This is a genomic window from Alteromonas sp. G4i35 (assembly GCF_054960375.1).
Genome location: NZ_JBHNZD010000012.1, coordinates 42,231 through 57,419, shown reverse-complemented (window position 1 = coordinate 57,419; position 15,189 = coordinate 42,231). Strand labels below are relative to the sequence as shown.

At 44.7% G+C, this 15,189-nt stretch carries 15 protein-coding genes; 9 read left to right on the top strand and 6 right to left on the bottom strand.

Going from position 1 to position 15,189, the window contains the following annotated elements:
* Positions 1-13 precede the first annotated feature (13 nt).
* Both gndA and msrB read left to right on the top strand, forming a co-directional pair.
* On the top strand, positions 14-1,567 hold the full coding sequence (gene gndA, locus ACFI6L_RS09365; protein WP_014949843.1) for an NADP-dependent phosphogluconate dehydrogenase: 1,554 nt from the start codon (positions 14-16) through the stop codon (positions 1,565-1,567).
* Between the two features lie 99 nt (positions 1,568-1,666).
* On the top strand, positions 1,667-2,095 hold the full coding sequence (msrB, locus tag ACFI6L_RS09360) for a peptide-methionine (R)-S-oxide reductase MsrB (RefSeq protein ID WP_014949842.1): 429 nt from the start codon (positions 1,667-1,669) through the stop codon (positions 2,093-2,095).
* A 152-nt stretch (positions 2,096-2,247) separates the two neighbouring features.
* On the opposite strand, the gene ACFI6L_RS09355 is transcribed toward msrB, so the two are convergent.
* Entirely contained in the window at positions 2,248-3,132 is an 885-nt protein-coding gene (locus ACFI6L_RS09355) for a DUF2989 domain-containing protein (RefSeq protein WP_014976811.1), read from the bottom strand.
* A 194-nt stretch (positions 3,133-3,326) separates the two neighbouring features.
* Between ACFI6L_RS09355 and ACFI6L_RS09350 the strand changes: the two genes are divergently transcribed.
* From ACFI6L_RS09350 to ACFI6L_RS09320, 7 genes are all read left to right on the top strand, one after another.
* Positions 3,327-4,772 carry a glyceraldehyde-3-phosphate dehydrogenase gene (locus tag ACFI6L_RS09350; protein WP_014979588.1) on the top strand — a complete coding sequence of 482 codons (1,446 nt, stop codon included), beginning with the start codon at positions 3,327-3,329 and terminating at the stop codon, positions 4,770-4,772.
* Between the two features lie 168 nt (positions 4,773-4,940).
* Positions 4,941-6,080, top strand: coding sequence for a M14 family metallopeptidase (locus tag ACFI6L_RS09345; protein ID WP_014949839.1), 1,140 nt, complete (start codon positions 4,941-4,943; stop codon positions 6,078-6,080).
* 108 nt (positions 6,081-6,188) lie between these two features.
* Positions 6,189-7,847, top strand: coding sequence for an alanine/glycine:cation symporter family protein (locus ACFI6L_RS09340; protein ID WP_039234847.1), 1,659 nt, complete (start codon positions 6,189-6,191; stop codon positions 7,845-7,847).
* A 266-nt stretch (positions 7,848-8,113) separates the two neighbouring features.
* A complete protein-coding gene (locus tag ACFI6L_RS09335) occupies positions 8,114-8,440 on the top strand; it encodes a zinc ribbon domain-containing protein (protein WP_014949837.1) in 327 nt (108 codons plus the stop codon).
* Entirely contained in the window at positions 8,441-8,734 is a 294-nt protein-coding gene (locus tag ACFI6L_RS09330) for a YeaC family protein (protein WP_014949836.1), read from the top strand.
* Positions 8,724-11,666, top strand: coding sequence for a DUF349 domain-containing protein (locus ACFI6L_RS09325; RefSeq protein ID WP_156086536.1), 2,943 nt, complete (start codon positions 8,724-8,726; stop codon positions 11,664-11,666). Before ACFI6L_RS09330 ends, ACFI6L_RS09325 begins: the two co-directional genes overlap by 11 nt.
* A gap of 13 nt (positions 11,667-11,679) precedes the next feature.
* Entirely contained in the window at positions 11,680-11,898 is a 219-nt protein-coding gene (locus tag ACFI6L_RS09320) for a hypothetical protein (protein WP_014949834.1), read from the top strand.
* An 83-nt stretch (positions 11,899-11,981) separates the two neighbouring features.
* Here ACFI6L_RS09320 and ACFI6L_RS09315 read toward each other — a convergent pair whose 3' ends face one another.
* From ACFI6L_RS09315 to ACFI6L_RS09295, 5 genes are all read right to left on the bottom strand, one after another.
* The gene (locus ACFI6L_RS09315; protein WP_014949833.1) at positions 11,982-12,176 is read right to left on the bottom strand and encodes a hypothetical protein; all 195 of its coding nucleotides are present in this window, start codon (positions 12,174-12,176) and stop codon (positions 11,982-11,984) included.
* Between the two features lie 38 nt (positions 12,177-12,214).
* Positions 12,215-12,391, bottom strand: a complete 177-nt coding sequence (locus ACFI6L_RS09310; RefSeq protein ID WP_014949832.1) for a DUF1328 domain-containing protein — start codon at positions 12,389-12,391, stop codon at positions 12,215-12,217.
* Between the two features lie 246 nt (positions 12,392-12,637).
* Positions 12,638-13,333 carry a DUF2490 domain-containing protein gene (locus tag ACFI6L_RS09305; RefSeq protein ID WP_462558028.1) on the bottom strand — a complete coding sequence of 232 codons (696 nt, stop codon included), beginning with the start codon at positions 13,331-13,333 and terminating at the stop codon, positions 12,638-12,640.
* Positions 13,334-13,449: 116 nt separating this feature from the next.
* Positions 13,450-14,094 (bottom strand): hypothetical protein, encoded by a 645-nt coding sequence (locus ACFI6L_RS09300; protein WP_014949830.1) that lies wholly within the window; start codon positions 14,092-14,094, stop codon positions 13,450-13,452.
* Between the two features lie 516 nt (positions 14,095-14,610).
* Entirely contained in the window at positions 14,611-15,189 is a 579-nt protein-coding gene (locus ACFI6L_RS09295) for a CC0125/CC1285 family lipoprotein (protein WP_014949828.1), read from the bottom strand.

The window sequence follows — 15,189 nt, the reverse complement described above, 5'->3', positions numbered from 1 at the left end:
TGAGGGTGTTCCTATGCAAAAGAAAGGTGGTAATTCGCACGAAGACAAGTCGTGTGATATTGGTTTTATCGGTTTAGGGGTGATGGGTAGTAACCTAACCATGAACCTAGTGGACCATGGCTATCGTGTAGCGTGTTTCGATTTAGACCAAAACAAAGTTGAGTCTATTCTTGCAAAAGACGCAAGCGAAAGAGCTGAAAATACTGAGCCTCGTGTTGAAGGCTGCAGTTCTTACACCGAGCTTTTAAGCAAGTTAAAAGCCCCGCATCTTATTATTATCTCTGTGCCTGCTGGCGATCCTGTTGACCACGTTTGCAATCATCTTATTGACGCCGGAATTCACGCTGACGATATCGTGGTTGATACTGGCAACAGTTTGTGGACAGACTCTGTAGCACGTGAAGAGCAGTACAAAGGTAAATTTATCTTCTTCTCTACCGCCGTGTCAGGTGGTGAAGTAGGCGCTCGTTTCGGGCCATCTCTTATGCCTTCAGGCAACCCTTATGCATGGACACGCATTGAGCCTGTTCTTAAAGCGATTGCTGCAAAGGTTGACCCAGAAACAGGTAAACCATTAGAAAGCCATACGCCAGGTCAACCAGTGTTGGAAGGCGAACCATGTGCGACCTACATCGGTCCGGTTGGAGCCGGGCACTATGTAAAAATGGTGCACAACGGTATCGAATACGCCGACATGCAGCTTATCTGCGAAACTTACCATGTTATGCGCGAAGCGCTACATATGGCGCCAGCTGAAATAGCAGAGGTGTTTCGTCGCTGGAACGAAGGCAAGTTGAATAGCTACCTGATGGAAATTAGTGCTGAAGTTCTTGAGCAAATGGATCCAGAAACACAGCAGCCGTTGGTTGATGTGATCTTAGATAGAGCAGGTCAAAAAGGTACAGGCCTTTGGACTGCAGTAAGCGCATTACAGGTAGGTAGTCCGGCACAGACCATCACTTCTGCGGTATTCGCGCGCAGTATTTCTAGTTTGAAAGACGAGCGTGTAGCTGCGAGCAAGGTTCTTGCTGGCCCTGATGCGCCATCGTTCAGCGATGATGAGAAAATGTCGATCATTAACAAGCTAGAGCAAGCGCTTTATTGCTCTAAAATCTGTGCGTACGCACAGGGCTTCCAGTTAATGGCTATGGCAGGCAAAGAACACGGCTGGACACTGGAGTTTGGTGAAATAGCGAAAATATGGCGTGCAGGCTGTATTATTCGCGCCGTATTTCTTCAGTCTATTTCTCAGGCTTACGAGAATAACGAAGACTTAGCCAACTTGCTATTGGACCCGTTCTTTGCGGAACAAATTACGCAGTATCAAGCTGACTGGCGTGAGTCAATTGCACAGGCGACACTGGCTGGCGTGCCTTGCCCTGCAATGATGTCGGCTCTTAGCTATTATGATTCGTATCGCACAGCCGTGCTACCTGCTAATTTGCTGCAAGGCCAGCGCGATTATTTTGGCGCACATACTTATCAGCGTGTAGATAAGCCAGCAGGCAAAAAGTATCACATCGAGTGGAGTGATCCTGCACGTCCGCAAACCGCTATCAAAAAATAGTATGAACTAAATAGTGTTACACGCGCTCATAATTGAGCGTAAACTATCGAAAGGTGTATTTGTTTTCAAATACACCTTTTTTGTTTTAAGAGGTAAGTTATGTCGACAGATGAAAAAGCAAACGCATCAGTAGCTAAAAAAGACTGGAAAACTGAGCTCACTGACGAGGAATATTATGTATGCCGCGAAGCGGGTACTGAGCGACCTTTCACTGGAGTATTGCTAGACGAGCAGCGAGATGGATTGTACGTGTGTAAGTGCTGCGAAGCGCCACTTTTCCCCTCAGATACTAAATTTGATGCTGGTTGTGGATGGCCTTCTTTCTATAAGCAGCTTGATGACGGTAATGTAGATTACAGAGAAGACTTGAGTCACGGTATGCGTAGGGTTGAGATTTTTTGTAAGCAGTGTGGCTCGCACTTAGGCCATGTATTTCCAGATGGTCCTGCGCCAACGGGTCAACGCTACTGCGTAAATTCGCTATCTATGACCTTTAAAGGCGAAGATGATACACAAATTAAAGGTTAAAAAGCCCTAGGTGAGCGCTTGATTAAGGTAAACATCTGATTAAATTTTGACCTCATGTGGAAAGTAGAGAGATCCAATCATAAAAAACCGCCCATAAACGGCGGTTTTTTTAATTATTTACCAATGAAATTGTGTAATTGAGTTTCAAAAAATCAGAGCTTATCCAGTTTCAATGAATCTGCGTTGAAGGTCGCGCTATTCAAGTTACTGACTATTTCATCAACAATGTTATCTAGAATGCCTACTGGAAGGGCATAGCGTTGTCCAAGTTGAACACGCTGAGTGTCGTTAAGTCTCTCATCGAAGGCTTCAGCCACACCATACCAAACATAGGCAAGGCGATAGTTGTCCATATCCATTCCCATTGAAGCAAGCGAGTAGAAAATGCTGACATCAATGTCGTCGCTATCTGTATATAAACTTAGCGCGCGATATAAGGTTTCAATAGTACGCTTTTGGTCTGTTTTAATCTGAACAGAGGCCAGTGCGACCAGCAGCTTTGGATCGCTTACGCGGTTGCTGGCAGCGTAGCGCTCAAAGCGATGAAAAGCCTCTTTGTCGTTATATCGTGTCCAATGATAGTAAGAAAGGTAAGGATCAAGGGAGTCTTTCGTCTCGCGGCTTAGGCGTTTAATTTCACGCTGAGCAGTAATAACGCCTTTTAGCCGTGTCGCTTCCTTGCCTTTGCGTTTAACGTGTTCGATATGTTGCACTTCTTCGACGCAGGTTAGATACTCTTCGAAGTTTAGAAGAAGAGGATACTTGTAAGCGTCGTCTTTTGAATCTTGATTGTAGTAACGCAAGCGAATAATCTCAGCTCGCTCGCCGCGACAACGGGCATCCAAACTCAAATCTAAGCAAATCTCGCTGTGAGATTCACAAATTTCACTGATAGTAGGTTCAAAAAGATCGCCACAACCCGTCAGTGTTGTCGCTGCTGCCAGCCACACCGTCGTTACATAACCTTTTGTTGGAAACTTACTAAATAAACTCTCTGTTATACGAGTTTTCATAGAGGTTTTGAAACTTATCAACAATTTGGTCTTCCTTGCTTGTTTATTTAAGATACTGCTCGTCACCGTCAGGCGAAAACTCACCTAGTGTACCCTAAAAATAATAAAAAGCTGACGCGTAATTAGGATTAGTTGTACGTGTTTGTGCCACAAAAAAAAATTGGCCGCGCATACAACAATGACAACACCGTTAAATTAATATCGATGAAGGCAGAAGCATGAATCAACAGTTTGAGCAGGAATTACAAAGCAGCTGGCAAGAGCGTCAGGAATACGCAGAAATGATGTTGCCCCTTATTGGTAAATTGTATCGCAATAAGGCAGTTGAAATTTCGGTTTATGGACGCTCGCTACTGAACGCCAGTGCTATTGATGTTATTAAAGCGCACCGCAAAGTGCGTCTGCACGAAGGTATTAAGCTACGCCTACGCGAAAGCTATCCAATCTTAGAAGCCTTGAGCAACATGAAGCTTGCTCCTGCACAAATTGATATTGGTAAATTGGCTTTTGATTTTCACTACGGTTCTGCGGTCGACAACAACGACCTTACGGCCTACCTTAACGAAAAACTAAACGACGTTGCCGATAAAGAGGACGATCAGAAACCTCAGGACGTTGTACTATATGGTTTTGGCCGTATAGGTCGTTTACTTGCTCGCTTGCTTATTGAACGCCAAGGTAAAAACAATAAGCTTCGCTTACGTGCCATTGTGGTTCGTGGCGGGCGCGATGGCGACCTAGAAAAACGCGCAAGCTTGCTGCGCCGCGATTCAGTGCATGGGCCATTCAACGGCAGCATCACAGTTGACCACGAGCGTAACGCGCTAAAAGCAAACGGTTCATACATTCAAGTCATTTATGCCAACAGCCCAGATGAAGTGGATTACACGCAATATGGTATCGATAACGCTATCATCGTAGACAACACGGGTATTTGGCGTGACCGCGATGGCCTTGGCCTACACCTTAAAGCTAAGGGTGCAGCGAAAGCTATCCTTACTGCCCCGGGTAAAGGTGACATCAAGAACATCGTACACGGTGTAAATGACGAAGAAGTAACACCAGAAGACACAATTGTATCTGCTGCAAGCTGCACAACTAACGCAATAACGCCGGTACTTAAAGCGCTAGACGAAGAATATGGCATTGAAAACGGTCACGTTGAAACCGTTCACTCTTACACTAACGACCAAAACCTTATCGATAACTACCACAAAGGTGATCGTCGTGGACGTAGTGCGCCACTTAATATGGTTATTACCGAAACGGGCGCTGCGAAAGCCGTTGCCAAAGCGTACCCGAAACTAGCAGGTAAACTTACCGGTAATGCTATCCGCGTACCTACACCTAATGTGTCGCTAGCGATTTTGAACCTAAATCTTAAAACGCCGGTGGATCGCATTGCAGTTAACGAGTTCTTGCGCGATACCGCGTTGTTCTCAAAGCTTCAACACCAAATTGACTACACGGCAAGTAAAGAGATTGTATCAACAGACTTAGTCGGCTCTCGCGCTGCGTCTGTTGTTGACTCTCAGGCGACCATTGCCGCAGATAACCGCCTGACACTATACGTGTGGTATGACAACGAGTTTGGTTACAGCTGTCAGGTACTACGTGTAGTCCGTGATATGGCAGGGCTTAGTTTCCCTACGTTGCCGCTTTAAGCAACACGCAGTTTAATTAACTGTATAAAAAACCGACCTAAGTGGTCGGTTTTTTGATGGTGTAAACATTTTGTATACTTTCGATAGTACAAAACCCGCTGTGTGCGTGGAATTTGTGTTTACGTCTATGCTAAATTAGCGCTCAAATAATGAGGAAAACGACAGTCTATGCATATTTCCAGTCAATTCGACAGCGGTAACATTGAAGTTGTTAGCGCACAATCACCAGACGATATCCGTCTAACCATTCCCAACGACAACCAATCTGAATTTGCTCAGTGGTTCCATTTTCGTTTAGTGGGCGAAACTTTTGTAACTCACACAATGACGATTGGTAATCTGGCTAAGTCAGCGTATCCAGAAGGTTGGAAGGGATATAACGTTCTAGCGTCTTACGACCGTCAAACTTGGTTTAGAATTCCTAGCGAATTTGACGGTGACAATCTTACGTTCTCACTAACGCTAGAACAGCCAAGTGTTTACTTCGCGTATTTCATTCCTTTTAGCTACGAACGTCACCTTGACCTTGTACACGACGCGCAGATGTCACTACTGTGCGAGCACAAATTCCTAGGCCTTACCCTTGATGGCCGTGATATGTCTATGCTGGTTATCGGTGAAGAAACACCAGAAAAGAAAAAAGTCTGGATCACGGCACGTCAACACCCTGGCGAAACCATGGCCGAGTGGTGTGCCGAAGGTATTATTTATCGTCTGCTCGACGAGCAAGATGGTTTGGCGCGACAGTTGCTTGATAATGCTGTTTTCTACATTGTGCCAAACATGAACCCAGACGGCAGCGCACGCGGTCATCTGCGTACCAACGCTGTAGGAACCAATCTAAACCGTGAGTGGGCAACGCCTTCGCAAGAAAAAAGCCCAGAAGTACTTTACGTACTGAATGCAATGAGCGAAATTGGTGTAGACATGTATCTTGATTTGCACGGTGATGAGGCATTGCCGTACAACTTTGTCGCAGGAAGTGAAGGTAACCCTAGCTACAATGACACCATCAAAATGCTTGAAAATACGTTTAAAGATGCGCTGTTGAACGCTACGCCAGAGTTTCAAGATGAATTTGGTTACGATAAAGATGAGCCAGGCAAGGCTAATTTAACCGTAGCGTCAAATGCGGTGGGCGAGAAATTCAAATGTATGGCATATACGGTGGAAATGCCATTTAAAGACAATGCAGATGTACCGGACGATATCTACGGTTGGTCGGTACAGCGTAGCCGTCAATTAGGTGAAGATTTACTTATTGGTGTGAATGCAGTTGTTAAAAAGCTTAAAGCATCAGAGCAATAAAATAAAAATAAGGAAGCGAAAGTTTCCGCAAAAAGGCCTCGACAAAAAGAGGCCTTTTAATTATTAAAATAAAACAACAATTAAACATAATAAAAAAGGGGAATAACGTTGGAAGGGTTATATGGTTTTCTAACTATGCTCGATGGATTCTTAGGAGGCGCGTTCTGGTTTCCTTATGTACTGTTAGGCGTAGGTCTTTTCTTTACGGTTTATCTTAAATTTCCGCAAATTCGTTTCTTTAAACATGCTTGGCAGGTTGTTACCGGTAAGTTTGATAAAGAAAGCGATCCAGGCGACACCACCCATTTTCGCGCGCTAACTACCGCACTGTCTGGTACCGTAGGTACAGGTAACATCTCAGGTGTTGCATTCGCTATTTTCCTTGGTGGCCCCGCTGCACTATTTTGGATGTGGGTAACCGCCTTTTTAGGTATGACTACAAAATTCGTTGAAGTTACTCTGTCGCACAAATATCGCGTAAAGACAGAAGACGGCACCATGGCCGGTGGCCCTATGTATTACATGGACCGTCGCCTAAACATGAAGTGGTTAGCGGTTGCATTTGCTGTTGCAACGGTAGTCAGCTCATTTGGTACCGGAAACCTTCCTCAAAGTAATGGTATCGCGCAAAGTATCGAAGCAACATTTGGCTTCGAACCTTGGATGGTAGGTAGTGTACTGGGTATTCTCCTAGCCTTGGTAATTCTTGGTGGTATCCAACGCATTGCCGCGTTTACAGCGCGTGTTGTTCCAGTTATGGCTGTTATCTACCTTATCGGTGCGCTAGCGGTAATTCTCGCTAATCTAGACAACATTGGGCCTTCGTTTGCCGCAGTTATCGGTGATGCGTTTACTGGTTCAGCTGCCGCAGGTGGTTTCTTGGGGGCTTCATTAGCTTATGCGTTTAACCGTGGGGTTAACCGAGGCTTGTTTTCAAACGAAGCGGGTCAAGGCTCTGCACCTATCGCTCACGCAGCGGCAAAAACGAAAGAGCCTGCGTCAGAAGGTATGGTGTCACTGCTTGAACCCTTTATCGACACTATTCTAATTTGTACCGTAACGGGTTTGGTTATTTTGTCGTCTGGCGTGTGGAAAGAAAAACACGAAAACGTATTCGATCGTTCAGACATGTACTTTGTTGCAGGTCAATACGACGACTCGAATCAGGATGACGTAAACAAACTATATGGTTACTTGAATGAAATTGAAGGTAACAATGTACAGCCTTACACTGGCTCAATTACCGTTGTTAACGGCACGGCGGTAAGCGATGGTTTTACACTGCTTAACGCTAGGTCTGTAGCAGAAGACGTGAAGTATGCAGTAGGTAGTGAAGATTTGTTCACCGGCACGCTTAAGATTGTTGACGGAAAGCCGGTTAAAGAGAACCTTGAAGTAAGCGGTAAGTCACTGGTTCACTCGGCAGCGCTCACCACCATTGCCTTTACTCGCGGTTTCTTTGGCGATTTCGGTCAATATATCGTGTCAATTGGGCTTATGCTGTTTGCGTTCTCAACCGCCATCGCTTGGTCATATTATGGTGATCGCGCTATGACATATTTGTTCGGTCCTCGCTCCGTAATGCCGTATCGCGTCATCTACGTCGCCGGTTTCGTTTGGGCTGCATTCTCTGACACCACATTAGTTTGGGCACTTTCAGCTGTGGCTATCGTGGTAATGACCTTGCCAAACTTGTTCGGCATCATGTTGCTTTGTAAAGAGATGAAAGAAACGGTTAACGACTACTGGTCTCGACATAAAAAATAAGGTGAGTATTGCCTAAAGCATCGCCCCCTCTTGAGTTTCACTGAAGGGAAATGCAACTTGGCTATCAGGTAAAAATGCGTAGCGGTGAACTTTGTATAAAAGTTAACACCCTGCGCATTTTTGTTTTATAGCGATAAGGTTAATCCACAGAATCGACTTCATTGTTGTGATGAACTTAAGTATGATACCCATCCGCGTATAAATGCGTCTTCGCTCAATAGCGAGTTGCGCATTTCCATTTCGCACCCAATAAACAGGAGCAACATATGGCATTAGTTGACTGTCCTTCGTGTAATAAAAAAACGTCTGACAAAGCGAAGACGTGTCCTCACTGTGACTTTAAAATCGGTGATGCGACCTCTGAAGATATAGAGCGCAAACAAAGCTTACAAAGATTTAAAAAGTTAGCCAGTATCCAGAACCAATCCCTTCTTGCTATGCTGATATTCGTTGCGAGTTTTGGCTTCATGTATTGGGGCGGAACACGCCCAGGTGATTTGCAACATAATTTAGCTATTTTGGGCGCAGTGGTTGGCTTTGTTTGGTACTTAGTAAACCGCGCGCGTATTGTTTACATAAAGCGTTTTTCCTAAATGAATATAGAAGCACTTTTAGCCAGCATGACGCCGGAGATTTACGAGCGTCTGCGTCAGGCTGTTGAAACCGGTAAGTGGCCAGATGGCACGCCTTTAAACGAAGAGCAAAAAGCAAGCAGTATGCAGGCTGTTATGCTGTATCAAGCAAAAATAGAAAAGTCCTCTGAGCATATGACAGTAGGTGAAAGCGGCGAAATTGTACATAAAAGTAAAGCCGACTTTAAACGCTCGTTACGCGATGAGCAGGATGATAATAATACAATAGCGCGGTTTAAACAGGATGATATTTAGTCGTATATTTGCGCCTTCACACCAAAGCCCAAAGCCTGAAAAACGGATGCAGGCAATCGAGAGTCTCTCTCCCGAAAAGGCACAGGAAAAAACAATTCTTCACGAACTGGCATTTAATGACGAAGATGCAAATGTCAGTTTAGCAGCACTCGAAAAGCTTAATAGCTTTGTGCTGTGGCTTAAAATGTCACAAATTGCCAAGCAGTCTCGCGTTAAAAAAGCGGCGGAGAAAAAGGTAAACGCCGCTTTGTTAGGCGAGGGGGATGTCACACTCTCCCGCCAAGAGATATTCTCTTTTTTAACTGAAACAGCCAACGCCGATTTGGTAGTGCAGTTAGTACCACAAATGTTGAAGAAAGAGCCTATGCTCTTACAAGATGATGCGCTAGCTAGCGCGCTAATCGAAAAAGTAGCGAAGCCATCTTTCACCCAGTTTGTTTTTTTAGAAGGCGCAAGTCCCCAACTGCAGACTCAACTAGTCAACGCACATTCAGACGTATCAGATCTGCAAAAGCTTGCTAAGAAAGTGTCAGATGATGCCCTTGTTACGAAAATTAATGCGCGGATAGATGCTATCAAAGAGGCTGCAAAGCGCCCAGTGGAGCTTAAAAAGCAGCTCACTCTGGGACTTTCAAAATATCAGGCTTTACTCGACAAATCAGATGTAGAAACCATTGATGAAAAGCGCAACGAACTTGAGAGCGAATTGACAGGGCTATTTGCTCAAATTGATTTACTCACTTCAGAAGAACGCGCTGATTATGAAGAAAAGCGCGCGCGTATTGGTGAGCAGCTCGAGCGATATTTAAGCCGTATACGCCCGGCATGGGAAGAGAAGCAACAAGCGTCGCAACGTGCCAATACCAAAGCATTGTGCGAACAGCAGCTTACTCATGCCAAGGAGCAGGTAGCTTGGTTGTACAATAACAGGCTTTGTGAAGCGACGCTTGCTGATGTTGCTACGGTTAATGAAAGCGTGCGCGGTGTTGAAGCAACGCTCGAACAGCTAGCGCGTCTCGATGATGAATCTGCAACTGATAAGCGAATTACACAGATTAAGCACTCTGTCGACGAACTAAACGAGCAGCTTGATCGCTTCTCTATGCAGCAGCAATACGGCCAAAAGCTACTGATAAAACTTCAGTCGCTCGAAGACATTGCCGCTAAGATCGTTTCGGCAAGCGATAGCGAGTCGGGTAAAGATACCCGTGATGTGAGCGTTGAAGAAGCTAGCGCATCGACTGAGAATTTGAGTCAGGTAAATGGTGGCGACGCATTACAAAGCAGTAGTGTAGTGGCTCTTAAAGCGGAGTTTGACGAAGCACGTCAAGCGTATAAAGCGCTTAGTCGCGAAATCGATGCCATTCCTAAGGCGTTGTCTAAACGTTTCAACGCAGCGACAAGCAGTGTAAATGCCAAAGAGCGTGCTCAAAAATCCAAAGAAAATGAGCAAGTAAAACACATTAGAAAGCACATTAGCGTTATCGATAACTTAATTGCTCAGGGTAAATTCCGCGTTGCTATTTCAAAATTTGCAAAGCTTCAGGAAAGTTATGCTGCGCTTCCTGGTTCAGCGAAAAAGTATGTAGAGAAGCGTTTTGAAAAGACCGCTGGTGATGTGTCGCGCTTAGAAGGATGGCAGGATTACCTTGCTGCGCCGCGCAAACCCGCTCTTGTAGAAGAAGCAAAAGCGTTAGCCAGCGCTGATGCAGAAAATATTAAGCAAAGAAGTGAGGCCATTAAGTATCTGCGTAAGCAATGGTTATCACTAACACCGTCATCGTCAACGAGTGAAGAAAGTAGTGATGACGCGTTGTTACAGCAGCAATTTGATGATGCACTTGAAAAGGCCTTCGAGCCTTGTAGAGCGCATTACGCGAAGTTAGATGCACAGCGGGCTGCTGCGCGTGAACAGCGTATGTCGATTATCGCTACCGTTAAGGCAATGGACATTAACATGCCGGAAGCGGAGTTAGTGAAAGTTTTCGATAGAGTGTCTAAACAGTGGCACGCTGCAGGTCAGGTTGAACGTGAAATTTATGAACAGCTGAAGCAAGAATGGAAGGCGGTATCATCGCCCATTCAGGCTAAAGTAAATAAATGGCAAAGCGACAACCAAGCCCAAAAGCGTGCGTTAGTCACCCAAGCTTGTCAACTTGCTACGGAAGAAGATGTTGCTGGCGCTGCCGACAAAGCTCAGCAATTGCAAAGCCAGTGGAAGCAAATAGGCCATGCAGGTAAACGTGAAGAGAGTAAGTTGTGGGCAGAATTTAAAGCTGCCAATGACACCGTATTTGAACGTTTAAAAGCCGAGCGGAAAGTACAGAATAATGCATTTAACGCGTTAGTAGATTCGCTACTCAAGCAAGTGGAAGCTGTTGACATCAACAGCGATGATGTAACGTTCAGTCAATCAATAAGCGACGTTCGCGCTCAGTTAACCGACTTGCCTAAAGCGCAACGTACGAAAGTAGATAAAAAGATTGATTCACTTGAAAGTAAGCGCGCGGCGCAAGCGAAAAATGCACAATCTCAAGCCCGATTGGCGCGAGCTCAGGCTCTGATTTCTTTACTACAGCTAAGTGTAGGTGAGGGAAGTGGTGATGAGCAATCTCTAGCGGAAACGTTAGGGAAGCGTTGGTCAAGCGTATTGGGTCAGTCAACTGGAAATAAAACAACTCAGCACGATAGACAATGGTTGACGGTAGCATTAGAAGTCGCAACTGGTATGCCAAGCCCAGATGCAGACGCATCTATACGCTCTAGCGTACAGCTACAAATGATGACATCTAAGTTGGAACAAGGCGAAGCGGCAACAGCTCCCGACATTCTTGCTGACTGGTTATCATACGACTCGATAAGCGAAGAAGATAACCATTTGCTGCAACGAGTTGTTTCAGTTATTGATACTCATCCTGAAATTGTTGCTTAAACGGAAAGCCTAAATGGAAAACAGTGTTGAGTTTCAATTTGAAACAGAAATGTCTGCCTATCGCTTTTTGAATACCGTGAAGCATATTGACGCAGAAGGGTTAAGAGTGAAGTTCGGGCGTACGGATCATCACGTGAGTGTAAAATACCGTTACGGCGTAGGTGAATTTGATTCGACGCTATCTACACTAGACGATCTTGCTCGTGAGTTAGGTGGTGAAGAAGTGTCTTAACTAACCAGTTAGGTCAAACCACGTCGACTGTAAACACAAAAAGGGCCAGACAATTGTCTGGCCCTTTTTTGATAAAAACGTGATTAACAGTCTTTATCTTCAGCGTCTACGCCTTCTTTCACATCTTCACAAGCGTCTTCAACGGCATTACCTGCATCGGTAACAATTTCGTCTAGCTCTTCGCCTGCGTCTTCCGCTTCACCGTCACCGCAAGCTGCTAGTGATAGTGCAAATGCTGATGCTACTAGTACCTTTGATAAGTTTTTAAATGAAAACATATCCTTACTCCTTTTTCCTATTAAAATACTTCTAACTCTTAGGCTCTTGGTGCTCTACCACGTAACGCATTTGCGATAAGTGAGATTACGAGCAACGCGATAAACACAAAGAAAAGAAACTGTGCGATACCTGTTGCTGCACCTGCTATGCCTCCAAAACCAAAAACTGCTGCAATAATGGCGATGATAAAAAATGTGATTGCCCAACCTAACATAACTAAATCCTCGTATTGCTTCCGTTACTTTCACTTTAACTAATGCTATCTTTGTGCCTGTTTTTTAAGTTGTTGAAATATATTGATATAATTTAATTTTTCTCTGGTTTTCAGGCCGTAACTGCAGGCAATTAACGTCACGATTACACGTACGAATGCATTTTTTACATGATCGAGTAAGGCCCTAGTCACCCAACTTTACTCTTTGTGTGTTAAGGGCCTTTGGCTGGAGTTATTCTTTGATCCTTACCAGCTTCCGAAGAACGTGAGTGCAAGGTTGTGGTTTGTTATGGCGTCTGAATTGGCGCCTGGCGACGCAATATGATTATGTAAGTATCCCATCTCAACGCGCCATTTCTTGTTGAGGTGATAGGCCGGTCCCACATAAAGTCTATTTTGATCAAACCCGCTATTTTGGCCCCAGTCTGTGTCGTTCAAAGCCCAAAATACCTCGTCCCAAACGACCATTGACCATTGCTCATTTAAAGGTTTCGACCACCGTATAAATTGTCTGAACCTATAGCCTGTATCACCGCCTTCATCGCTCCTGAATCGCTGCTCCAAACGACTTCTACCTGAAATGGTACCGCCCATAAATTTGCTTAATGAATACGTAGCTTGCTGCCACACCCTGTCTTCTTCAATTGAACCGTTGTCTGAGTCTATCGTTACTCTTGCAACACCCAGCCACAAGGTCGTATCGCTTGATAGTTTGTAGCCGACACCGGGACGAACGATAGAAACGCCTAGGCGAGATGCGTCGTCTTTAAAGCGTAAATGACCGTCAAACCAAAATTGCCATTTACCTTTATCATCGGCATCTCCAGTGAGTGCGAGGGCGTTCCAAGATTGAAAATCTGACTCGGCGTGTGACTTAATGCCGGCTGTCATCGCCATCACAAGTAGTAAGACGCAACGCGTCATAATTCGTTTTGCGCACATAGTTTTTCTCGTTGAAAATAAAAAAGAGGCAAAGCGAAAGGGAAGGGACGCCTTGCCTGCAAAGGGAGAGTGTTTCGCCCCTCACACTTCCTAAGAATGGAGGGGCAATGGCCTATTTAGTTACCGTTTGGGTTGTAAGGTAACGAAGATTGGTGAGCAACAATACGCAGGTCGCCGTCACTATCTTTGACATAGGCAAACGTGTATTCCACCTTCGTTTCGCCACCTTTTGTATCGGTAAAGAAGTAGTTGCCCATCGCCACGGCCATGCGACAGCTGTTGTTGATAATACCCACATTATCGAATTTCACATTTGTGTATGGCTTTATAGCAAAGCCTTTGTCCTCTTCGTAAGCGTCATTACCGCCAACAAAGTATGAAAGCGCAGCATCGAAGCTTGAACGGAACTGGTCGTTAGCTGCAAGCGTTGGTTTAAACAGTACGCTGCTTAAATCGTAACCATACATAGCTTGGATGAAATCTGCGGCTTCGCCAGAGTAATCACCATCATTGCTAAATACTGCACCAATTCGCACTATGCCGTCGCCCCACATCTTTTGTGCCGTTACCACTTCTCGCTCAGTAATACATTCGTCGGAATAAAGTAATGCGTTGTCGAGTGCTTTAGCTTTTAACGCCGGAACATTCGAACTAGCTGAATGCTCCATCTGCGGTTTTGCCACTGCACTGCAACCAGTCACCAACATTACTGTAGCTGCTACAAGAGTAGTTTTTGTCATTAACGTGCTTAGCTTTCTCATCGCCTGACTCCTTAGTCATTTGCAAAATAAATATGTGCTATTACCTGATTCAATTGCTTAGAGCAGTACCGCTACAACGTTGTTGCTAGAGGTTTATAAATCTGCTCTGCAGTTCATGGGTTTAATGATAGCTAGCTATGATGACGGAGACTTTTGTACAACATTAATAGAAGATTAACGGGCCATTAAAAATCCAGGAAGCACTTCAGGAGAATGGATAACAGCTATAAATTAGAAAAAAGAGCTGTGATAGCAGCAGTGTCATCGACTTTTTCAAGAAGAAACGAATATGACACCGGTCAAGTTTGTAGAAAAGTGAAGAATGCAGTTAGCCAGTGGTCTGTTAGCCACAACAGAAAAGTAATAAAGACTAGTGCACAGGTTGTTGGCTTTAATACACATTACGGTTTTGCTCATGTGTTTGAGCGATGCTTTTCAATAATTGCAACTAGGGCCTGAAAAGCATTTCTATTAAAACTGATGTTTTAGAGCATAAGTGAGCGGCAAAACGCTCAGCTAGTTGCCATTTTTTGGCTCAAGAGGCTCTGATAGTACCTCTAAGACAGTAAAAGCATTTTTACCTAGACGGGTTTTATCATTCGCCATCATTACATTAATAGTAAAGTAGATGTCGTTAATTTGAGTTTTCACAACGTCGTTTGAGCTTGGGACGGCCATAGGCTGTGCCACTTCATCGCAGCCTGACATAGTGCACTGCCTGTCTGTTTGAAATGCCACGGGCTCTTCCTTGTTCGCCATAACTTCTCGCGCAACAACTGGCTTTTTATCCACGTTGGTTTTAACAATAGCTAAATAGGTAAAGCCTTGCTTTTCAGCAATTTCCGCTGCTCTGTAAAGGGCATATTGCTGTACTTTATCAGCAGGAGTTTTGTCTGTTGCCTTAAAAAGAACCTTGTATTCGTTCTCAGAAATTTTTTCGCTCGAATAGCCGTAGGCAGCTTTGGAACTCGCTGACTTATAAGGGGTAGGGGCTGCTACAGGGGTCGATGAACAACCTACTATTGCAAGGCTAAACGCCACACCAACACAGGCAAGCGTCAAACGACTTTTCTTCATATTTTTTTTGTTGTTCAT

What these genes read in the sequence shown, in the direction of transcription:
- gndA (WP_014949843.1), top strand. Translation starts at nt 14, where the DNA reads ATGCAAAAGAAAGGTGGTAATTCGCACGAAGACAAGTCGTGTGATATT.
- msrB (WP_014949842.1), top strand. Translation starts at nt 1,667, where the DNA reads ATGTCGACAGATGAAAAAGCAAACGCATCAGTAGCTAAAAAAGACTGG.
- ACFI6L_RS09350 (WP_014979588.1), top strand. Translation starts at nt 3,327, where the DNA reads ATGAATCAACAGTTTGAGCAGGAATTACAAAGCAGCTGGCAAGAGCGT.
- ACFI6L_RS09345 (WP_014949839.1), top strand. Translation starts at nt 4,941, where the DNA reads ATGCATATTTCCAGTCAATTCGACAGCGGTAACATTGAAGTTGTTAGC.
- ACFI6L_RS09335 (WP_014949837.1), top strand. Translation starts at nt 8,114, where the DNA reads ATGGCATTAGTTGACTGTCCTTCGTGTAATAAAAAAACGTCTGACAAA.
- ACFI6L_RS09330 (WP_014949836.1), top strand. Translation starts at nt 8,441, where the DNA reads ATGAATATAGAAGCACTTTTAGCCAGCATGACGCCGGAGATTTACGAG.
- ACFI6L_RS09325 (WP_156086536.1), top strand. Translation starts at nt 8,724, where the DNA reads ATGATATTTAGTCGTATATTTGCGCCTTCACACCAAAGCCCAAAGCCT.
- ACFI6L_RS09320 (WP_014949834.1), top strand. Translation starts at nt 11,680, where the DNA reads ATGGAAAACAGTGTTGAGTTTCAATTTGAAACAGAAATGTCTGCCTAT.
- ACFI6L_RS09315 (WP_014949833.1), bottom strand. Translation starts at nt 12,176, where the DNA reads ATGTTTTCATTTAAAAACTTATCAAAGGTACTAGTAGCATCAGCATTT.
- ACFI6L_RS09310 (WP_014949832.1), bottom strand. Translation starts at nt 12,391, where the DNA reads ATGTTAGGTTGGGCAATCACATTTTTTATCATCGCCATTATTGCAGCA.
- ACFI6L_RS09305 (WP_462558028.1), bottom strand. Translation starts at nt 13,333, where the DNA reads ATGTGCGCAAAACGAATTATGACGCGTTGCGTCTTACTACTTGTGATG.
- ACFI6L_RS09300 (WP_014949830.1), bottom strand. Translation starts at nt 14,094, where the DNA reads ATGAGAAAGCTAAGCACGTTAATGACAAAAACTACTCTTGTAGCAGCT.
- ACFI6L_RS09295 (WP_014949828.1), bottom strand. Translation starts at nt 15,189, where the DNA reads ATGAACAACAAAAAAAATATGAAGAAAAGTCGTTTGACGCTTGCCTGT.